Below are 19,365 nucleotides of genomic sequence, written 5' to 3'. Positions count from 1 at the left end.
CGCAGGGCCCGGCCCGCCGGCTCGATGGGTCACACGCCGACCCAGGCCTGTCAGGCTGGATTGACGACCTGCGCCTGTCAATCTAAACTGACAGGCATGGAGACTGACGACCTGTCCGCGCATATTCATTCACTCGACCCCGCCGTCGGTCTGCGGGCGGTCGGCGCCCTCCATCGCCTGGCAGAACAGGTCGAGGCAGCGCAGGTCAGAGCTGCCCGACAGCAGGGATGGACCTGGGAGCAGATCGGTGACGCCCTGGGCGTCTCGCGGCAGTCCGTCCACGCAAAATACCGAGAGTGAGATGAAGCCATGTTTGAACGATTTGCCGACGACACCCGAAAAATCGTTGGCTTCGCCATGGACGAGGCCCGCTGCAGCGGCGACAAGCGGCTGGGCACGGATCATCTGCTGCTGGGGGCGCTCCACGATCCTGGTCCCGCCGGCCTTCTGGGTGTCACGCTCGATCAGGCTCGGGCCGCGGCGGCGAAGCTTGACCGCACGGCACTCGCGTCAATCGGTATAGATGCCCACGGCTTCGAGCGCGTCCCCATGCCCAGCCGGGGGAAGAAGCCGCCCTTCAGTTCGGGCGCCCGGTCGGTAATGGAAGGCATGCTTCGGTACGCCACGGACCAGAAGTCACGACAGATCACCACCGCGAATCTGCTGCTGTCGCTGCTGGACCGCGAGGAACACGATCCGGCAGCCGTGCTGCTCAAGGAACTGGGGGTCGACCGGGCGGGGGTCCGGCGCAGGGTTCTTTCCTCCTGATCCGGAGCCTTCTTCCTGCCGGTCACCACTGCCTCTACTCGCCGGCGCCGACCCACTCCACAGTGCCGTCGGCGAAAAACTGTTCCTTCCAGATCGGCACTTGGGCCTTGATCCGGTCGACGAGTTCTGCACATACGGCGAAGGCCTGGCCGCGGTGGACCGCCGAGACGGCGCACACCAGGGCCGGATCGCCGATCTCCAGCATGCCGATCCTGTGGGCCGCCCAGATCCGCACCGGCTGCCGCCCGTCCTGGGTGGCGCCGGCGCCGCCGGCGGCGTCTTCCGGAGATCCGCCGGGCGCGGCATCGCCGGCCGGGACCGAGTGCTCCGCCACAAGCCCGGCGACGACGTCGGCCATCACCTGGCGCGCCGTCGGGTGGGCGCTGTAGCTGAGCCGGGAGACCTGCTTGCCGCCGTCGTGGTTGCGGACGACGCCGCTGAAGCTGACCACCGCTCCTGCCGTGTCCGACTCCACCGCCGCGATGGCCTGCTCCACCGAGATGGGTTCGGCGCTCAGCACGGCATGCACGATTTCAAATCCGGTATCAGTGCCCATGGCTGCCTTCCAGCTGGTCGCAAAGGTGTCCAAGGATGGGATCCAGCACGGCCAGGCCGTCCATCACGCCTTTCGGGGATCCCGGCAGGTTCACGATGAACGTCTGTCCGGCTGCGCCCGCGTGGCCCCGGCTGAGCATGGCCATGGGAGTCTTGGCCGTTCCGGCGGTCCGGATGCCCTCCATGATGCCCGGGATTTCCCGATCCAGCAGGGGCAGCGTCTGCTCCGGCGTTGCGTCCGTGGGGCTCAGCCCGGTGCCGCCGCTGGTGATGATGACGGCCGGCTGCTGGCTCAGCAGGGCCCTCAGCGCGGCCCCGACCGGCGCCCCGTCCGGCACCACCATGGCGGGGAACGGCTCGAAGCCGTGCTCGGTGAGCCAATCGATGATGACAGGGCCCGTGAGGTCCTCATAGACACCGGAGGCCGCCCGGGTGGAGGCGATCACGACACCGGCCTTGCGGCCCGTGGCTTCGCCGTGGCGGTGGGGTTCGGGCATGTTCATAGGGTCCAGTCCCCGCTCTTGCCGCCGCTTTTGGCGAGCACCTTGATATCGGTCAGGACCGCGTGCTTGTCCACGGCCTTGATCATGTCGTACACGCTCAGTGCCGCGACCGTCGCCGCAGTCAGGGCTTCCATCTCGACCCCGGTGACGCCGCGGGTCTTGACCGTGGCGAAAATTGTCACGGCGTCGGTGTCGAGCTCAAAGTCGATGGTGACCTTGGCGATCGGCAGCGGGTGGCACAGCGGGATCAGGTCGGGCGTCTTTTTGGCCGCCATGATCCCGGCGATGCGGGCCACGGCCAGGGCGTCGCCCTTCGGGAGCTCACCGCCGCCGAGGAGGGACAGGACCTCGGCCGTGCTGCGGACGGTCGCGGTGGCCGTGGCTTCCCGGGTGGACTGCGCCTTGTTGGACACATCCACCATTTGGGCCGTGCCGTCGTGGCGGAGGTGGGTCAGGCGGGTGTTGCCCACGGCTCTTTTGTCCGCTTCGCCGTTGTCCACTTCGCCGTTGTCCGCTCCGCCGTTGTCCGCTGGTGTGGCATCCGCTTCAGGGTTTTCTACATCATTCACAGGATCCATACTTCCACTTCGTCGCCCGCTGCGAGCGCCGCTGTTCCCTCCGGCACGTGGACCAGGGCGTTGGAACGGGCCAGGGCATGGACCAGGTGGGAGCCCGCGCCGCCCTCCAGCCTGACCGTGCCGTCCGGAGCCAGAGTGCCGCGCCGCACCTGGTGCTTGCCCGCCGGGGATGTCAGCGGCTCGGCGAGGCGCGCGCGGACGGCGGGCCGGGGCGACGGGGCGCCGAACAGTTCCGTGAGGACCGGGCGCAGGAACATTTCAAAGGACACGAGGCAGCTCACCGGATTACCCGGGAACCCCAGCACAGGGACACCGTCGAAGCTGCCGATCCCCTGCGGGCCGCCCGGCTGCATCGCCACGGCGCCGAATTCCACGTCGTGGCCGGCCATTGCCTGCCGGACCACCTCGTAGGCACCTTTGCTGACGCCGCCGGTGGTGACGATCAGGTCCACGGCGGGGGCGTGCCGGCGCAGCAACGCGGCGAGCTCATCCGGCTGGTCCGTGGAGACGCCGGTCCGTGTGACCTGGAGCCCGGCCTGGCGCATAGAGGACTCGAGCAGTGTGCCGTTGGAGTCGAAGATCTTGCCCGGTCCCAGCGGGCTGCCCGGTTCCACCACCTCGTCGCCGGTGGTGACCAGGAGGACCCGGAGGGAGGGGCGGACGGGCACCTCCGTGTAGCCCATCGCCGCCAGCAGTCCCAGCTGGCCGGGGCCGAGGCAGGTCCCCGCGCCGAGGGCAAGCTCGCCGGAGCGGATGTCGCTGCCGGCGTCACGCACGAACGTTCCGGCGGCCGCGGCCGGCAGCTGGACCGTGGCGGGCTCCCCCGGCGCCGGGAAGGAATCGGGCACGGCCTGCTCGATGGGAACGACGGCGTCGGCCCCGGCCGGCATCATCGCGCCGGTCATGATCGGGGCGGCCGTGCCGGCGGCCAGTTCCGCCGGTGCGGCACCGGCCGGGACGGGCGCGACGACGCGCAGTTCCCTGCCGCCGTCGGGCACGTCGGCGCTGCGGACCGCGAAGCCGTCCATCTGCGAGTTGGCGAAGGGGGGAAGGTCCAGCGGCGCCAGGATGTCGGCGGCGAGCCCCCGGCCCAGGGCTTCGAGCAGCGGGAGCCGTTCCACCCGCCCCTCGGTGCGCAGGGGGGCCAGCAGGGCCCGCACTTTGTCCCGGTGCGCTTGAACGCTGACATGCCTTGTCTCGGTGCGGTGCATGCGTTTCCTGACCTCTACTCGGCTCGCTAGGACTTCACGTCAACTCTAACCGTGTGGTAACCCGTGGCTCCGTTCGGCGCGACCGGGGCGGATTCCTCGGCCTGCGGCACGCCGTCGAGGGCTGTGGCCCGGACCTGGACCTCATATTGCCCCGGCTCCAGCGGCAGGGCCAGCTTCCACTGGTACCAGGTGTCCTTGGAGATGCCGGGGGCCAGCCCGGCCTGATGCCAGTCGCCGCGGTTGACCCGCAGCTCCACCTTGCCGATGCCCGTGTGCTGGGCCCACGCGACGCCGCCGAAGATAACCGTCCCGCCCTTCACGTTGGCCCCGTCGCGCGGCACGTCGATGCGGGACGATGTCTTGATGGGGCCGCGCTCGCTCCAGCCGCGGGGCGTCCAGTAGGCGACGTCGTCCGCGTACCGGGTCACTTTGAGTTCGGTGACCCACTTCGTGGCGGAGACGTAGCCGTACAGCCCGGGCACGATCATCCGGACGGGGAATCCATGTTCGAGCGGGAGCGGTTCCCCGTTCATGGCGACGGCCAGCAGCGCGTCGCGGTTGTCCGTGAGGGCCTCCAGCGGGGTCCCTGCCGTCCAGCCGTCCGTGCTGCGGGAGAGCACCATGTCCGCCCCGGGCTTGGGGCCGGCCATGGCGAGCAGTTCGCGCACCGGCCAGCCGAGCCAGCGGGCGTTGCCGATCAGGTCCCCGCCGACCTCGTTGGAGACGCAGGCGATGGTCACGTGCCGTTCCGTCAGGGGTTTGGCCAGGAGGGTGGCGTAGTCGAGCTCAATCTCCCGTTCCACCAGGCCCGTGACTTTCAGCGTCCATTCCGCCGGGTCCACCAGGGGAACGCGCAGGGCGGTGTCGATCCGGTAGAAATCCCTGTTCGGTGTCACGAGCGGGCCCAGTCCGTCCAGCCGGATCTCGGCGCCGGCCGGGATGGGCGGCGCGGGAGCGGCGGGCACGGGGAGGACAAGCTTGCTGCGCACGTCGCTGACGACGGCGGCAGCTCCCCTGAGGGTGGAGGCGAGCACACCGGCGACGGCGGCAACCGCGGCTGTCCCGCCCAGCGCCAGCAGGAACCGGCGCCGGGCGGGCCCGGCGTCGTTGGCTGTGGCATCTGCACGCGCCACGGCAGGGGCGTCCTGCGGGGCCGGTTCAACCGGTGGTGTTTCCGGCGGGCCGGACGCCACCGCCGGTCGCCGGCCGGCATCGGGTTGCCACTCCAACAGTTTCCGGATGAGATACCGCAACAGCGCGATCCCCACCAGTGCCACCAGCACCGGGACGGGGATGGCGTTGGCGGTCAGGTCGGCCCGGCTCAGCACGGCCACGAGCCCTACCGCGCCGAACACCGCGATGAGAATCACCCCGGCGAAACGGCGCCGCACTTCGAGGACTCCGGAGAGCGCCGCGAGCGCGGCGATGACCAGTGCCATGCCGCCTAGCAGTGCCACCTTGTCCGCCGTGCCGAACAAGGAAATGGCCCACTCCTTGACGCCCGGCGGGACGGTGTCGATCACGGCCCCGCCGACGGCCGTCACCGGAGACACCGTGGGGCTCACCAGGCTGGCCGTGAGTTCACCGAGGACCACCGCCGCCCCCACAGCCACCAGTCCGGCCCCGGCGGCCCACAGGTCCCGGGACTGCCGCTGCCGGTCTCCCGGTTCCGTATGCTGTTCCCTGCCGGCGAGTGTTCCGCCGGTTTCCTTCCCCTGCCCGTCAAAGCCGACGCCGCTGCTCACTGTGCCCGTCCCGTCCGGAGTTTTTCCTCTACCGCGTCGCGCGGAATCCTGTTGCGTGTGCCCTGGGCTGCTGCTGCCGGGGCTGCTGCTCCCCCGGCATCAGGCTCCGCGGCAGAAGTGCCGTGGCTGCCACCCGGCTCCTGGCCGGCTGCTCCCTGGCCGGGGAGCAGCAGCGAGAACCGGCATCCGCCGTCGACGTTCTCCACGGTGACGGTGCCTTGATGGGCGCTGACGATTCCGGCGACGATGCTCAGGCCAAGGCCGGCGCCGCTGTAGCGCATGACGCCCGCCGGCTCATCCGGCCCGGGTGCCCGGAAGCCGTCGCCCGGGGCCGCGCCATCAGGGGCCATACCGTCCAGTCCGTCGTCCGGGGCGGCCCAACGGCCGGCCTGCCGCCGCGCCGGGTCCTTCTGCCAGCCGGTTTCGAACACATGCGGGAGGTCCGCTTCCGGGATTCCGCCGCAGCCGTCGGTGACCGCGACGACGGCCCGGTCACCGTCCCGGCCGACTTCCACGGTGACCCGGGAGCCGGGTCTGCTGTGGACGATCGCGTTGAGCACGACGTTCCGTATGGCACGCCCCATCGAGGGGCCGTCGGCGAGGGCAAGGCTTTCCCGTTGGCCGCCGCCGTCGAGCGTAATACTGTGCTGCTCCGCCAGCGCGGCGAGGTCGGCAATGGCGTCGCTGGCGAGGTCGTACAGGTCCAACGGTTCGGCTTTGAGCCGCATCGTTCCGGCATGGATCTTCGACAGTTCCAGGAGGTCGTTGACCATGCCGGCCATGAGGTCGGTCTGCGCGATGAGTTTGCGGTAATAGCCGGGGACGTCCGCGGCCATCCCGTCTTCCAGGGCCTCGGTCATGGCGCGCATGCTCGCCAGCGGCGTCCGCAGGTCGTGGGAGATCCAGCTGACCAGTTCGCGGCGGGCGTTTTCGACGGCTGCCTCCCGCTGCCGGGAGGCCTCCAGCATCCGGCTGCTGGATTCGAGCTCGGCGGCGAGGGCGGCAAGTTCGTGGCTCATCACCGGGGACTGGATCCCGGGGCTCTCGCCGCGGCCGATGCTCCGGGCAGCCTCGACCAGCGCCTTGGCGTTCCGCGAGACCCTCGATCCGAGCACGAGCGCGATCGAAACAGCCACGGCGGACGCCACGGCCAGGACGTACCACATCACTTCGAGGTCCCGGGCCGAGATGAACATGGCATTGAAGGCGCTGACCATTCCGGCCGTCAGGACCGCTACGGCGGCGAGCACCACCACACAGATCTGGACCGCGAACGAGGCCCGGCGCAGGGATTTCAGGATGAGCAGCGACGCGGCCCCGATCACGGCTCCCCAGGCCATGGCCCAGCCGATGATGGTCAGGAGTTCAGAGGTCTGCATCGGCGGACTCCTCCTCGTCGCTGGGGTCCAGCCGGTAACCCACGCCCCAGACCGTTTTCAGGACGGAGGGGCGGGTGGGGTCGTCCTCGATCTTCTCCCGCAGCCTCCGCACGTGCACCGTGACAGTGGACAGGTCCCCGTAGTCCCAGCCCCAGACCGCTTTCATGAGTTCCTCGCGGCTGAAGACCTGCCGGGGACGGCGGAGCATGAAGGCCAGCAGGTCGAACTCCCGGGCCGTCAGCGCCAGGGGCGTGCCGTGGCGTGAGACGGTGCGGGCGGCCGGGTTGAGGTCGAAACCGCCTACTTCGACGGAGGGCTCCGGGCTGAATTCGGGAATGCTCCTGCGCAGGACCGACCGGACCCGCAGTACCAGCTCGCGGGGCGAGAATGGCTTGGTGACGTAGTCGTCCGCGCCGGCTTCCAGGCCGAGGATCCGGTCGTCTTCCGTTCCGAGGGCAGTGAGCATGATGACCGGGACACTGTGTGCGGCACGGAGCCGGCGGCAGACTTCCACACCGTCCAGGCCCGGCAGCATCCGGTCCAGCAGGACGAGGTCCGGGCGGCGTTCGGCCGCAAGGCGCAGGGCTGTGAACCCGTCGGCGGCGAGGACCACCTGGTATCCCGCCTGAACGAGGTAGTCCCGGACCACTCCGGCGATGGTCGGTTCGTCCTCGACGAGAAGGATGCGCCGGTACTCCGTTGCGTCCGGGGCCGGCTGGGTCTTGTTCACGCTTCCAGCATAGGTTCGCCGCCACGGTCCGGGCAGGGCTCCGGACCCCCGCGGGACATCGTTCCCGAATCTGTAATATCCGTGCCGTCATGCGGCTGTGACGTGGGCCGCGAGGTGGCGTAGCCTGACTCTATGACAGTTCAACTGGGTATGCCCCAGCCCCGCGCGGCAGGCAGTCCCGGAGCGGGAATGCCTGCTGCAGCCGCGCTGTCCGGGCGTCCGGAGGGCCTGCCTGCCGGGCTCGTGGATCGCTACGGCCGCCGCGCCACGGACATGCGCCTCTCACTGACGGACAAGTGCAATCTGCGTTGCACCTATTGCATGCCGGCCGAGGGCCTGGAATGGCTGTCCAAGCAGGCGGTGATGTCGGCGGAGGAAATCGTCCGGATCGTACGGATCGGCGTCGACATGCTCGGCGTGCGCGAACTGCGGCTGACCGGCGGCGAGCCCCTGGTGCGGGCGGACCTGCTGCAGATCATCGCCGCGCTCCGCCAGGCCCACCCCGACCTGCCAATCTCGATGACCACCAACGCCGTCGGCCTGGACAAGAAGGCCGCCGGACTCAAAGCCGCGGGACTGACCAGAATCAACGTCTCGCTCGACTCCCTGCATGAAGAAACCTTTACCAAGCTGACCCGCCGGCCCTTCCTGGACAGGGTCCTCGCTGGCGTCGACGCCGCCTGGGCCGCAGGCCTGGGCCCGGTCAAGCTCAACGCTGTACTCATGCGCGGGATCAACGACGCCGAGTCACCGGCCCTCCTGGCCTGGGCACTGGACCGCGGCTATGAACTGCGCTTCATCGAACAGATGCCGCTCGACGCGGACCACGGCTGGACCCGGCGGAACATGATCACCGCCGCGGAGATCCGCGAACTGCTCTCGGTCGACTACGTGCTCAGTTCCGACCCGCGGGACCGCGACGGCGCCCCGGCGGAACGGTTCGAAGTCCGGGCCCGGGTTCCCGGCACCGACCGCGCCACCGGCCCTCTGCTCGGCACTGTGGGCATCATCGCCTCCGTCACGGAGCCGTTCTGCTCGGACTGCCGCCGGACGCGCATCACCGCCGAGGGCAAGATCATGAGCTGCCTGTTCTCGCGCGAGGAAGTGGATCTGCTGGGGCTGCTGCGCGAGGGGGCCAGCGACGAACAGCTCGCCGAACGCTGGCAGGATGCCATGTGGATCAAGCCCAAGGCCCACGGCATGGACCACGTGGGCCTCGACGCGCCCGACTTCGTCCAGCCGGACCGCAGCATGAGCGCCATCGGAGGCTGATTTTTTTCGTGAATGTACGCTACTTCGCTGCCGCACGCGCTGCCGCCGGCGTGGATGAAGAACGCTACGACCTCGCCGACGGCGACACCCTCGCCTCGCTGCTCGAGGCGATCCTCGCCGTCGAGCGCCCCGAACCGCCGGCCGGTACGCCGCCGCTGGCCCGCATCCTGTCCCGCTCCAGCTTCCTGCTCAACGAAGTTGCCGTGCGGGACCATGCCGCGTCGCTCAAGCCGGCCGACGTCGTCGACGTGCTGCCGCCGTTCGCCGGCGGCTAGGCACAGCACAGCTGGGCCCGGCACTGGCGGGCTATCGCGTGGACCGAACCGGTCCTAGAGTGTGGACTACCCCGCGGCAGGCGACAAACAATCAGGAGAGCGCCATGTTCACACTGCAGATTGAGCACAGGATCAAGGATTTTGGCATGTGGAAGACCGCCTTCGACCGTGATCCGGTGAACCGGGCGGCGTCTGGTGTCACTGCGTACCGGATCAGCCGCCCGGTGGACGACCCGCACTATGTGGTGGTCGAGTTGGACTTCGACCAACGCGAGCAAGCGGAAGCCTTGTTGGCCAATCTTCAGGCGAAGGTCTGGAACTCCGCCGACGCCGCCCCGGCCCTACAAGGGGCTCCAAAGACCCGGATCCTCGAAGCCGCATCCTGAGACCTCACACCGGGACGGAGGCGCTCTCAGCGACGCGGCGGCACACGGTGGTCATGAAGGGCGTGAAGTCACTCGCCCTGCCCAGGCGGAGACCGGCGGTGTGAGTCAGTTCGCCGTCGTCCACCCGGAAGGTGTGCCGTGCGGTGCCGCGGTCACTCCGGCGTTCCACGGTCAAGGTGCCGTCTTCCATGCTGGCGCGCGCGGGTCCCTCGGGCGGCAACCCCAAGCTGTTGACGTGGTACCAGAAGGCCTCGGGATGGTCCGGGTCCGTCGTGAAGACACCGTGGCCTTCGGACCGGGTCCCGTCCGCATCCGTGTGCCGGTAGCTCTGGGTGACCGCAAGCCCGGCGGCTGCCCGGGAAAAGATAATCTCGGTGTCCGCGGTGCGCGCCGGACCCCACGCGGTTGCCTCCCAGTGCGTGGTTCCCGTCCAATGGCCCAGGAACCCCTCAAGCGCCTCGCATGCACTGCCTGGCAGCGGCCGGTCCACAGTTTCTCCCATATGGAGTTCCTCCCGAGTGACCCCGCCACCATCATGACGCCGCGCCAGTTGGAATGTCTAGGCCAGGAGCCCGAACGTCTCGGTTTCCTCGAACGGCCCCACCACTGTGACGGTCCGCGGGGCTGCCGCGAGCTCACGGGCGAGTTCCTGGACCTCCGCGGCTGTGACGGCCTTGATCTGGCGGAGGGTCTCATCGATGTCCTGGTACTCGCCGGACACCAGTTCCGCGCGGCCCAGCCGGGACATTCGGGAACCGGTGTCCTCCAGCGCCAGCACGATTCCGCCGCAGAGCTGCCCCTCCGCCTTGCGGAGCTCCTCGTCTGAGATGCCGTCGGCAGCCAGCTTGTCCAGTTCAGCGCCCAGCAGATCAATGACCTGCCGGACCTTTGACGGGGTGCATCCGGCGTACATGCCGAAATAGCCGGCATCGGCGTAGGAGGAGGCGAAAGAGTAGGTCGAGTAGACGAGTCCGCGCTTTTCCCGGACCTCCTGGAAGAGGCGGGAGGACATGCCGCCGCCGAGGACGGCGTTGAGCACACTCATCACAAAGCGGCGGCCGTCGGTGGCGACCAGCGACGGGCAACCCATAATGATGTTGGCCTGCTCCACCTGCCTCTTGACCACATGCAGGCCGGCCGTGCCGGTGATCGATGCACGTTCGGTGGAGCGGCGCTGCACGGGGGCGGCCGCGGCCTCAAGGGTCCAGCCGGCGGAGTGCAGGGCATCCACCACGAGCCCGCAGACGACGTCGTGGTCCAGGCCGCCGGCCGCGGTGACCACGAGCTCGTCGGGACGGTAGTAGCGGCGGTAGTGGTCCCACACCGAGTCGCGCGCCACGGCCCGGATGGCTGCCGGCGTGCCGCCGATGGGGCGGCCCAGCGGGTGCGTTCCCAGCACGGCGGCCACGAAGTTCTCGTGCGCGACGTCGGTGGGATCGTCGCTGTCCATGGCGATTTCCTCGAGGATGACGTCCCGCTCCTGCTCCATCTCCTGCGGGTCCAGGACCGCGCCGGTGATCATGTCCGCAATGACGTCGATCGCCATGGGAAGGTCCGTGTCCAGCACGCGGGCGAAGTAGCAGGTGCTCTCCTTCGCGGTGGCCGCATTGGATTCCCCGCCGACCTCGTCGAAGGCCGAGGCGATCTCCAGCGCGGTGCGGCGCTTGGTGCCCTTGAAGAGCAGGTGCTCCAGGAAGTGCGTTGAGCCGTGCTGGCCGGGAGCCTCGTCGCGGGAGCCGACGCCGACCCAGAAACCGATCGTGGCAGAGCGCTGGCCCGGCATCGCTTCGGTGAGGACGCGGACGCCGCCGGGCAGGACCGAGCGTCGCACCTCAGAGCCGCCGTCGGCGCCGTGGATCAGGGTGTCAGCGTGCTGGTTCTGCTCTAGCGGCAGGGGGACGACAGTCATCAAGGCCTTTCATTGAACACATGCCAAATCTGCCTGCCATCCTACCTTTAACAGCAGCGGGGCCGGTGGTTGATCCACCGGCCCCGCTTTTTGACTCAGGAGAGACTACTCTGCGGCGTCCGCGGAGACCTCGGCGTTGTCAGCGCTTTCCGTGTTTCCTGCATTTTCCGCGCCAGCCTCCTCAGCCACTACGGGCGAGAGGGACAGCTTTCCGCGATCGTCGATCTTGGTGATTTCCACCTGGATCTTCTGGCCCACGGAGACGACGTCGTCGACGTTGTCCACGCGCTTGCCACCGGCGATCTTGCGCAGCTCGGAGATGTGCAGGAGGCCGTCCTTGCCCGGGGTCAGGGAAACGAAGGCGCCGAAGGTCGTGGTCTTGACGACCGTGCCCAGGTAGCGCTCACCGATTTCCGGGATCTGCGGGTTGGCGATGGCGTTGATCGCGGACCGTGCTGCGTCGGCAGACGGGCCGTTGGTGGCGCCAATGTAGACAGTTCCGTCGTCCTCGATCGAGATGTCGGCTCCGGTGTCTTCCTGGATCTGGTTGATCATCTTGCCCTTCGGGCCGATGACCTCGCCGATCTTGTCAACCGGGATCTTGACCGCGATGACGCGAGGCGCGAACTCGGAGAGCTCGTCCGGGGTGTCGATCGCGGAGTTCAGGACGTCCAGGATGTGCAGGCGGGCTTCGCGGGCCTGCTTCAGGGCGGCGGCCAGAACCGAGGCCGGGATGCCGTCGAGCTTCGTGTCCAGCTGGATGGCCGTGACGAACTCGGAGGTACCGGCAACCTTGAAGTCCATGTCACCGAAGGCATCTTCGGCGCCGAGGATATCGGTCAGGGCGGCGTAACGGGTCTGGCCGTCGACCTGGTCGGAGACCAGGCCCATGGCGATACCGGCAACAGCAGCCTTCAGCGGCACGCCTGCGTTCAGCAGGGACAGCGTGGAGGCGCAGACGGAACCCATCGACGTCGAACCGTTGGAGCTGAGAGCCTCAGACACCTGGCGGATGGCGTAGGGGAATTCCTCGCGGGACGGCAGCACCGGCATGATGGCGCGCTCTGCGAGGGCACCGTGGCCGATTTCGCGGCGCTTCGGGGAACCGACGCGGCCGGTCTCGCCGGTGGAGTACGGCGGGAAGTTGTAGTTGTGCATGTAGCGCTTGCGCGTCACGGGAGACAGCGAGTCGATCTGCTGTTCCATCTTGAGCATGTTCAGCGTGGTGACACCCATGATCTGGGTCTCGCCGCGTTCGAAGATGGCCGAGCCGTGGACGCGGGGCAGAACCTCAACCTCGGCGGTGAGCTGGCGGATGTCCGTCAGGCCGCGGCCGTCGATGCGGATCTGGTCCTTGAGGATGCGCTGGCGCACAACCTGCTTGGTGACGGAGCGGAAGGCTGCGGACAGCTCCTTCTCGCGGCCTTCGAACTGGCCGGCCAGGGAAGAGGTGACCTCGTCCTTGAGCTCGTCGGACGCGGTGTCGCGTTCCTGCTTGTCGGCGATCTGGAAGACAGCGGCCAGCTTCTCGGCGGCAGCGGACTCCACGGCGGCGTAGACGTCGTCCTGGTAGTCCAGGAAGACCGGGAACTCGACGGTCGGCTTGGCGGCGCGGGCTGCCAGGTCGGACTGTGCTTCGCAAAGGGCCTTGATGAACGGCTTGGCAGCCTCGAGACCCTCGGAGACAACCTCTTCGGTCGGGGCGGTGGCGCCCTGTTCCTTGATGAGGTTCCAGGAGTTGTCGGTGGCTTCGGCTTCAACCATCATGATGGCGACGTCGTCACCGGCGATGCGGCCGGCGACGACCATGTTGAAGACGGCGTTCTCGAGCTGGGAGTGCTTCGGGAACGCAACCCACTGCGAGCCGTTCTCGTCGGCAACGAGGGCAACGCGGACGCCGCCGATCGGGCCGGAGAAGGGCAGGCCGGAAAGCTGGGTGGACATCGAGGACGCGTTGATCGCGACGACGTCGTAGAGCTCGTCCGGGTTGATGGACAGCACGGTGACGACGATCTGGACTTCGTTGCGCAGGCCCTTGACGAACGCGGGGCGCAGCGGGCGGTCCATGAGGCGGCAGGCCAGGATGGCTTCCGTGGAGGGACGGCCTTCGCGGCGGAAGAACGAGCCCGGGATGCGGCCGGCGGCGTACATACGCTCTTCGACGTCGACGGTCAGCGGGAAGAAGTCGAAACCTTCACGCGGGTGCTTGCCGGCGGTGGTTGCGGACAGCAGCGCGGTCTCTTCATCGATGTAGACCATCGCTGCGCCGGCTGCCTGCTTGGCAAGGCGGCCGGTTTCAAAGCGGATTACACGCTTGCCGAAGCGGCCATTGTCAATGATTGCTTCTGAGAACTGGATTTCGGGACCCTCCATAGAGAGTCACCTCCGTTTCTTGGTTCACGGAGCCCAGCCGCATCAACCCAGCCCAGCATCTGTCTACTGGCCTGCACTGCACCCGGTCATCGATCGAGACCCACGGGCCGGGCCTCATTCCTTGAGGCCGTTCCCGGGGATCACTACCGAGGACCGCGAATGCGTGATGCGGTTGATCCTCCTGTTTAGTTTTTTCCTGAAGAAGGCGGCCCTTTCCGGTCCGGAAGGGGCCGCCCCTTAAAGCTGACTAGCGACGCAGGCCGAGGCGCTCGATGAGCTTACGGTAGCGGGTGATGTCAGTGTTCTTGAGGTAGGTGAGCATGCGCTTGCGACGACCAACCATGGCCAGCAGACCGCGCTGGGTGTGGTAATCGTGCTTGTGCTCCTTCATGTGCTCAGTGAGATCCTTGATCCGCTGAGTCAGGACTGCAACCTGAACCTCCGGCGAACCGGTGTCGCCCTCGGACGTTGCGAAATCCTTGATGATGGACTGCTTTACAGCGGCTTCAAGTGCCACAATAACTCCTAGAGATGTGCCGTGAGGCCCGAATCAGTAAATCACTGCCGGGGGTGCCGTCCCGGAATCCCCCGCCGAAGCCGGGCGTTCCGTACACAACAGGAGCCAGCCGCCACGGACTGCAGCCGGATCCAACGTTCAGTTTAGTGGCACGTCCGCGGTCTTGTCGAAACCGCCGGGCAGGGCCGCCGACTCTGCCGGCGCGCCGGCTGCCTGCGGCAGTTGCGGTTTTCCACTTTCCTGGGCTGAGAGCAGTTCGCGAATAGCGGCGACGCCCCGGTAAAGCTCCGCGAAGGATGTGCTGAGCGGCGAGAGCCCGATCCGGAGGCCCTGCGGGGCGCGGAAATCGGGAATCACGTCCTGGTCCCACAATGTGGCCGTCATTTCCCGGAAGGCCGGGTGGTCGATCGTCACATGGCTGCCGCGCAGTTCCGCCGCCCGCGGGGTGGACAGCTGCACGCCGGCCGGCCCCAGCCACGCGTCGTAAAGTTCGAGGGCATAAGCGGTCAGCAGCCGCGACTTCTCCCGGAGCGCAGCCATCCCCGCTTCCTCGATCAGGTCCAGGGTGCCGCGCATGGCGAGCATCCCGAAGATCGCCGGAGTGCCGCTGAGGAAGCCGCGGATGCCGGGGGCGGCCTCGTAGCCGGGACCCATCTCGAACGCGTCCTTGCGCCCCATCCAGCCCCAGATGGGCTGCTGCAGCCCGGCCAGGTGCCGTGCGTTGATGTAGGCGAACGCGGGCGAGCCCGGTCCCCCGTTCAGATATTTGTAGGTGCAGCCTGCCGCGAAGTCGACGTCGGCGTCGTCCAAAGCGATCTCTACAGACCCGGCGGAGTGGCACAGGTCCCACACCACCAGTGCGCCGGCGTCGTGGATTGCCGCGGTGATGCCCGGCAGGTCCGCGAGGAAGCCGGAGCGGTAGGCGATCTGGCTCAGGACCACGACGGCGGTGGACGGGCCGGTGGCATCCCGCACCTGCTCGACGGTGACGCCGGAGGCGGGATCGGCGTCGATCCAGCGCAGGGTCAGGCCTTCTTCACGGGCGATTCCCTCCACCAGGTAGCGGTCCGTGGGGAAATTATCCGTGTCCAGGACGATCTCGGTCCGGGCCGGATCGGTGACGGCTGCCAGCGCGGCGCGGATGAGCTTGTACAGCACCACGGTGGTGGAATCGGCAATGATCGTCTGCCCCGGCGCCGCGCCGAGCACGGCGCGGCCGAGCTGGTCGCCGATCTTCTCGGGCAGTTCGAGCCATTCCTCGTCCCAGCCCCGGATCAGGCGGCCGCCCCAGCTGTCCTGGATAAAGCTGCTGATGTCGGTGACGGTCCGCTTGAGCGGACGGCCCAGGGAGTTGCCGTCAAGGTAGGACAGGTCCGTGTCCGTGCCGACGAAGTGGTCGCGGTAGCCGGCCAGCGGATCCGCGGCGTCGAGCTCGAGGGCGCGCTGCCACAGGCTGTCCGTCGCTTCGGTGTTGGCGGAGATGCTCACTGGCCGATCTCCGTCCGCACGGCGAAGAGCTCGGGGAAGAAGGTCAGTTCGAGGGCCTTCTGCAGGAACGCGGCGCCGCTCGATCCGCCGGTGCCGGCCTTCATGCCGATGGTCCGCTGGACGGTGCGCAGGTGGCGGAAACGCCACAGCTGGAAGTTGTCCTCAAGGTCCACAAGTTCCTCGCAGGCCTCGTATGCGCCCCAGTTGTCGGCGGCGTTCTCGTAGATGTACTTGAACACCGGGACCAGTTCGGGGCAGAACTCGTGGGCCTTGGTGACGTCGCGCTCCAGCAGGGAGTCAGGAACGTCAAAGCCCTGGCGCTTGAGATAGGCGAGGAAATCGTCGTAGATGCTGGGGGCTTCGAGCAGTTCGCGCAGCATCTCGTGGGCCTCGGGGTCCGATTCGAACACCGGAAGCATCTTTGCGTTCTTGTTGCCGAGGAGGAACTCCACCGCACGGTACTGGCTGGACTGGAATCCGGACGAGTTGCCGAGGAAGCCGCGGAACTGGGAGTACTCGGTGGGCGTCAGGGTTGCCAGCACGGACCATTGCTCGGTGAGCGTCTTCTGAATGTGCTTGACGCGGGCGATCGCCTTCAGGGCGGACCCGAGGTCGTCCGACCGCAGCCACGCGGCGGCGCTGCGAAGCTCGTGCAATACCAGCTTCAGCCAAAGCTCCGTGGTCTGGTGCTGGATGATGAACAGCATCTCGTCGTGGTGTTCCGGGGTGCTGACCGGCTGCTGGGCGCTGAGCAGGGTGGGCAACTGCAGGTAGGACGCGTAGCTCATCCGCGCGCTGAAATCCCGGACAATGTCCTGGTCCAGTTCCCTCGTGTTTTTCTCGATGGTCACGTGTCTTGCCTTCCTTGCCAAGTGGCTGTGAATCAGCGCGGCTCCAGTGAATCAGAACATTGTCTGCGGGGGGGCCGACGCCGATCCGGCCCGGTTTTTAGTGGGCGAACAGGAGGTCGTGGGCCTGGACGACGTCCAGGCGCATCTGCTCCACCAAAGCTTCAGCCCCACGGTACGCCACCATGCCGCGGAGCCTGGCGACAAATTCCACCACAACTGTCTGGTCGTACAGATCGAAGTCGTCGGGAGACTCTTCCGGGCGGTCGATCACGTGGGCCTCGACCTGACGGCTCACGCCGTCGAACGTCGGGTTCGAGCCCACGGAGATGGCGGCGGGCCAGCGCGTGCCTGCCTGGTCCACGAGCCAGCCGGCGTAGATGCCGTCCGCGGGGATGTACCCGGTGGCCGTCGAGGAGAGGTTCGCGGTGGGGAATCCGAGGTCGCGGCCGCGTGCGGCACCGTGCACCACCTCGCCGCGCATCCGGTGCGGCCTGCCGAGGACGGCAGCGGCGGTGGCGACGTCGCCCGCGCGCAGGGCCTCGCGCACCCACGTGGACGAACAGCGGCGGTCCGTGCCGTCGTCGTCGTGGATGGGAAAGCCCTCTGAGCCGAATTCGCTGATGACCAGCACCTCGAACCCGAGCTTCTTGCCCAGCTCCTGCATGGTGGCGAGGTCGCCGGAATTGCCGCGGCCAAACCGGGCGTCGTGGCCGATCACCACGTGGCTGGCCTTGAGGCTGTCGACCAGCACTGTCGCGACGAATTCGTCGGGGGTGAGACTGGCGAGCTCCATCGAGTACTTCATTACCAGCACGGCGTCGAGGCCGAGCTCTCCGAGGGCCACGAGCTTGTCCTCCAGCCCCATGATCAGTTCGGGAGCCGATTCCGGGCGGTGTACCTGCGCGGGGTGCGGGTCGAAGGTGATGGCGACCGCGCGTGCGTGGTTCAACCGGGCGGTCCGGATGAGCTGCGACAGCACCTGCTGGTGGCCGCGGTGCACGCCGTCGAAATTGCCGAACGTGACAACCGAAGGACCAAAGTCCGCCGGGACCTCGGACAGATCGTTCCAGATGTGGACCATCAACCTCGCCTTTTGCTGCCTGCCATGAACTCCTCCGGAGCGACCGTGCCGGCTCCGGAACTCTCTTAGATTACCCGCAATCCGGGCAACTCCCGGACGGTCCGCCGGGCTCCCGGGGCATCCGCGTAAAGGCCCCGCCGGAGGAACCTCGGTTAATCGGCAGCAGGGCGAAGGTGTGAGGCGGGCGCGCACTATCGCCCGAGCAAAAGCCGCCGCTCGCTGTCGCGCACCGTCTGTTTCCGCCAATTCCGCCAATGCAGCAGCACGGCGACGAGGATGAGGGGGACGTGGAGCCCAGGCAGGATATTCGCTAACCACCGCGGCAGGTAGATGTCCGTGACGGAGCCGGAGCCGTCGCCAAGATTTTTCGCGACGACGGTCAGCGGGCATTGGAAGCCGGTGCCCGCAAAAATCAGCGATTCGCTGGCAACCACGACGGCGGCAGCCCTCGTTTTCCGGTCATTTCGGCCCGTGATGCCGGCGTACAGGACGTAAGCCATACAGGCCTCGATCACGAGCCAGGCAAGGGTGTGGAGCGTCTTCACTGCCCGCAGCATCAGACTGCGCTGGTCCATGCCTCCACCCTAGGCCCGCCCGGGCGCGCATGCTTGGGACTTTCGGCCCGGTGCAGGGAGCCCGGCGACGGAGGGCGCCGATTTCTGGGGTCCCACCGAGTCAGTCGAGGCGAGCTTCAGTCCAGGCGAGGGGTCACTCCAGGCGGAAGTATCTGTTCCGGCGGGGCGTCCGGGCTGGGTCGAGGTGGAGTGGCGGGATGAACCAGGGAATCCCGGTGCGCATCTGGATGCTCCAGTGTTCCTTATGTATCACGTGGTGGTGATGGGAACAGAGCAGGGTTCCGTTGCCGGTTCCGGTGGTTCCGCCGCGGGACCAGTAGGTGATGTGGTGGGCCTCGCACCAGGATGCCGGAATGGTGCATTGCGGGAAGGCGCAGCCCCGGTCCCGGGCCGTGATGGCCTTGCGGATGTGGGGCGGGAAGACGCGGGAGGCGCGGCCGATGTCCAGGATCTGGCCCTCGCCGCCGAGGACGACGGGGATGATGTCCGCGTCGCAGGCGATTTTGCGGATGGTGGACGCGGTGACGGGGCCGGTGAACAGCAGCGTCCCGGTGCCGTGCTGTGCGGTGTTGGCAGGGGCGCCTGTTTCGGCGGGAGTCGTCCCGAGCCGGGTGAGCAGGTCCCGGTAATCGATGGTGGCCATGACCTGGGGCCGGAGCCCGCCGGCCGCGGGCAGCGCTCCGGCGGCGAGGGCTGCCTTGCACGCGCCGACCAGGCCGTCGAGCAGCCGTTGGGGCCGGGAGCGGAGGTCCAGGGACGGCAGCGCGGGGTCCTCCCGCGGGGCGGGCTCATCAGCCGCGCAGGGCGCATCCGCCGCCGCGGACCCGTCACCAGGTCCGGTGGCGGTGCTTTCGCCGGTGCGGGGGGTTGGTGGCGGTGTTCATCACGGTGATCAGGTGTTCGAACTGGTCCGTGGTGGCGAAGATTTCCAGGTGCTGCAGGCCGTGCCGGGGTTTGCGGAGGAAGGCGCCCTGGAGCTGGCGGAGCAGTTCCTCGGAGGGTTCGGCGCCGTCCTGGTCCAGCGCCTCGGCCCAGCTGCGGCTGACCCGGGCCAGGAAGTCGGCGTCGTTCTCGGCCGCGGTGCGGGTCAGGGCGTGCTCCATCGCCGCCGCGGCCTCCGGGAGGCAGGCGTGCCGGACCCGGTCCAGGGCGAGCGTGATGACGGTCGC

The 19,365-nt window shown here is 68.0% G+C and carries 20 protein-coding genes and 1 pseudogene; 5 read left to right on the top strand and 16 right to left on the bottom strand.

Translation table 11 applies throughout. From position 1 onward, the window contains the following. Positions 1–96: 96 nt before the first annotated feature. A complete protein-coding gene (locus tag Y706_RS25675) occupies positions 97–300 on the top strand; it encodes a helix-turn-helix domain-containing protein (protein ID WP_026266610.1) in 204 nt (67 codons plus the stop codon). Positions 301–309: 9 nt separating this feature from the next. Beyond that, the gene (locus Y706_RS0114890; RefSeq protein ID WP_028277214.1) at positions 310–768 is read left to right on the top strand and encodes a Clp protease N-terminal domain-containing protein; all 459 of its coding nucleotides are present in this window, start codon (positions 310–312) and stop codon (positions 766–768) included. 34 nt (positions 769–802) lie between these two features. Here the strand turns inward: Y706_RS0114890 and Y706_RS0114885 are convergent, their stop codons facing one another. The 7 genes from Y706_RS0114885 to Y706_RS0114855 all read right to left on the bottom strand — a co-directional run bounded on the left by Y706_RS0114885 (position 803) and on the right by Y706_RS0114855 (position 7,469). Beyond that, positions 803–1,324 (bottom strand): molybdenum cofactor biosynthesis protein MoaE, encoded by a 522-nt coding sequence (locus Y706_RS0114885; protein WP_028277213.1) that lies wholly within the window; start codon positions 1,322–1,324, stop codon positions 803–805. Further along, positions 1,314–1,826, bottom strand: a complete 513-nt coding sequence (locus Y706_RS0114880; RefSeq protein WP_028277212.1) for a MogA/MoaB family molybdenum cofactor biosynthesis protein — start codon at positions 1,824–1,826, stop codon at positions 1,314–1,316. The genes Y706_RS0114885 and Y706_RS0114880 overlap by 11 nt, the downstream gene beginning before the upstream one ends. Continuing rightward, positions 1,823–2,395: a cyclic pyranopterin monophosphate synthase MoaC gene (gene moaC, locus Y706_RS0114875; RefSeq protein ID WP_275450883.1), complete on the bottom strand. Its 573-nt coding sequence runs from the start codon at positions 2,393–2,395 to the stop codon at positions 1,823–1,825. Before moaC ends, Y706_RS0114880 begins: the two co-directional genes overlap by 4 nt. Continuing rightward, complete coding sequence (glp, locus tag Y706_RS0114870; protein WP_028277210.1) at positions 2,392–3,615, bottom strand: molybdopterin molybdotransferase MoeA; 1,224 nt, start codon at positions 3,613–3,615, stop codon at positions 2,392–2,394. The genes moaC and glp overlap by 4 nt, the downstream gene beginning before the upstream one ends. Positions 3,616–3,641: 26 nt before the next feature. Then, complete coding sequence (locus tag Y706_RS0114865; protein WP_253906812.1) at positions 3,642–5,228, bottom strand: molybdopterin-dependent oxidoreductase; 1,587 nt, start codon at positions 5,226–5,228, stop codon at positions 3,642–3,644. 128 nt (positions 5,229–5,356) lie between these two features. Beyond that, positions 5,357–6,739 carry a sensor histidine kinase gene (locus tag Y706_RS0114860; protein WP_028277208.1) on the bottom strand — a complete coding sequence of 461 codons (1,383 nt, stop codon included), beginning with the start codon at positions 6,737–6,739 and terminating at the stop codon, positions 5,357–5,359. Then, positions 6,726–7,469, bottom strand: a complete 744-nt coding sequence (locus Y706_RS0114855) for a response regulator transcription factor (protein WP_043436237.1) — start codon at positions 7,467–7,469, stop codon at positions 6,726–6,728. Before Y706_RS0114855 ends, Y706_RS0114860 begins: the two co-directional genes overlap by 14 nt. 132 nt (positions 7,470–7,601) lie before the next feature. Between Y706_RS0114855 and moaA the strand changes: the two genes are divergently transcribed. From moaA to Y706_RS0114840, 3 genes are all read left to right on the top strand, one after another. Then, positions 7,602–8,741: a GTP 3',8-cyclase MoaA gene (gene moaA / locus Y706_RS0114850; RefSeq protein WP_028277206.1), complete on the top strand. Its 1,140-nt coding sequence runs from the start codon at positions 7,602–7,604 to the stop codon at positions 8,739–8,741. 8 nt (positions 8,742–8,749) lie between these two features. Continuing rightward, positions 8,750–9,016 carry a MoaD/ThiS family protein gene (locus tag Y706_RS0114845; protein WP_028277205.1) on the top strand — a complete coding sequence of 89 codons (267 nt, stop codon included), beginning with the start codon at positions 8,750–8,752 and terminating at the stop codon, positions 9,014–9,016. 104 nt (positions 9,017–9,120) lie between these two features. Then, entirely contained in the window at positions 9,121–9,402 is a 282-nt protein-coding gene (locus Y706_RS0114840) for a hypothetical protein (protein WP_028277204.1), read from the top strand. A 4-nt stretch (positions 9,403–9,406) separates the two neighbouring features. Here the strand turns inward: Y706_RS0114840 and Y706_RS0114835 are convergent, their stop codons facing one another. The 9 genes and pseudogenes from Y706_RS0114835 to Y706_RS30285 form a co-directional block, all read right to left on the bottom strand. Further along, positions 9,407–9,904: a hypothetical protein gene (locus Y706_RS0114835; protein WP_043436235.1), complete on the bottom strand. Its 498-nt coding sequence runs from the start codon at positions 9,902–9,904 to the stop codon at positions 9,407–9,409. A gap of 57 nt (positions 9,905–9,961) precedes the next feature. Beyond that, entirely contained in the window at positions 9,962–11,311 is a 1,350-nt protein-coding gene (locus Y706_RS0114830; protein ID WP_028277202.1) for a M16 family metallopeptidase, read from the bottom strand. A gap of 105 nt (positions 11,312–11,416) precedes the next feature. Then, positions 11,417–13,684: a polyribonucleotide nucleotidyltransferase gene (locus tag Y706_RS0114825; RefSeq protein ID WP_028277201.1), complete on the bottom strand. Its 2,268-nt coding sequence runs from the start codon at positions 13,682–13,684 to the stop codon at positions 11,417–11,419. A gap of 247 nt (positions 13,685–13,931) precedes the next feature. Then, a complete protein-coding gene (gene rpsO / locus Y706_RS0114820) occupies positions 13,932–14,201 on the bottom strand; it encodes a 30S ribosomal protein S15 (protein WP_018774485.1) in 270 nt (89 codons plus the stop codon). A gap of 138 nt (positions 14,202–14,339) precedes the next feature. Then, positions 14,340–15,689 carry a kynureninase gene (gene kynU, locus Y706_RS25670; protein WP_043436234.1) on the bottom strand — a complete coding sequence of 450 codons (1,350 nt, stop codon included), beginning with the start codon at positions 15,687–15,689 and terminating at the stop codon, positions 14,340–14,342. Next, the gene (kynA, locus tag Y706_RS0114810) at positions 15,686–16,540 is read right to left on the bottom strand and encodes a tryptophan 2,3-dioxygenase (RefSeq protein ID WP_028277200.1); all 855 of its coding nucleotides are present in this window, start codon (positions 16,538–16,540) and stop codon (positions 15,686–15,688) included. Before kynA ends, kynU begins: the two co-directional genes overlap by 4 nt. Before the next feature lie 97 nt (positions 16,541–16,637). Beyond that, entirely contained in the window at positions 16,638–17,621 is a 984-nt protein-coding gene (locus Y706_RS0114805; RefSeq protein WP_028277199.1) for a bifunctional riboflavin kinase/FAD synthetase, read from the bottom strand. Positions 17,622–17,812: 191 nt separating this feature from the next. Further along, positions 17,813–18,196: a hypothetical protein gene (locus tag Y706_RS0114800; protein ID WP_028277198.1), complete on the bottom strand. Its 384-nt coding sequence runs from the start codon at positions 18,194–18,196 to the stop codon at positions 17,813–17,815. A gap of 133 nt (positions 18,197–18,329) precedes the next feature. Next, positions 18,330–19,365: pseudogene (locus tag Y706_RS30285) on the bottom strand (DUF222 domain-containing protein); the annotation flags it as partial.

The sequence above is a fragment of the Arthrobacter sp. I3 genome, assembly GCF_000520575.1.
GTDB lineage: Bacteria > Actinomycetota > Actinomycetes > Actinomycetales > Micrococcaceae > Arthrobacter > Arthrobacter humicola_A.
This window is presented reverse-complemented; position numbering and strand designations above follow the sequence as displayed.

Bases quoted from the DNA above. Each gene is read 5' to 3' on its own strand.
- Y706_RS25675 (WP_026266610.1), top strand. From the start codon at position 97: ATGGAGACTGACGACCTGTCCGCGCATATTCATTCACTCGACCCCGCC.
- Y706_RS0114890 (WP_028277214.1), top strand. From the start codon at position 310: ATGTTTGAACGATTTGCCGACGACACCCGAAAAATCGTTGGCTTCGCC.
- Y706_RS0114885 (WP_028277213.1), bottom strand. From the start codon at position 1,324: ATGGGCACTGATACCGGATTTGAAATCGTGCATGCCGTGCTGAGCGCC.
- Y706_RS0114880 (WP_028277212.1), bottom strand. From the start codon at position 1,826: ATGAACATGCCCGAACCCCACCGCCACGGCGAAGCCACGGGCCGCAAG.
- glp (WP_028277210.1), bottom strand. From the start codon at position 3,615: ATGCACCGCACCGAGACAAGGCATGTCAGCGTTCAAGCGCACCGGGAC.
- Y706_RS0114860 (WP_028277208.1), bottom strand. From the start codon at position 6,739: ATGCAGACCTCTGAACTCCTGACCATCATCGGCTGGGCCATGGCCTGG.
- moaA (WP_028277206.1), top strand. From the start codon at position 7,602: ATGACAGTTCAACTGGGTATGCCCCAGCCCCGCGCGGCAGGCAGTCCC.
- Y706_RS0114840 (WP_028277204.1), top strand. From the start codon at position 9,121: ATGTTCACACTGCAGATTGAGCACAGGATCAAGGATTTTGGCATGTGG.
- Y706_RS0114835 (WP_043436235.1), bottom strand. From the start codon at position 9,904: ATGGGAGAAACTGTGGACCGGCCGCTGCCAGGCAGTGCATGCGAGGCG.
- Y706_RS0114830 (WP_028277202.1), bottom strand. From the start codon at position 11,311: ATGACTGTCGTCCCCCTGCCGCTAGAGCAGAACCAGCACGCTGACACC.
- Y706_RS0114825 (WP_028277201.1), bottom strand. From the start codon at position 13,684: ATGGAGGGTCCCGAAATCCAGTTCTCAGAAGCAATCATTGACAATGGC.
- Y706_RS0114805 (WP_028277199.1), bottom strand. From the start codon at position 17,621: ATGGTCCACATCTGGAACGATCTGTCCGAGGTCCCGGCGGACTTTGGT.
- Y706_RS0114800 (WP_028277198.1), bottom strand. From the start codon at position 18,196: ATGGACCAGCGCAGTCTGATGCTGCGGGCAGTGAAGACGCTCCACACC.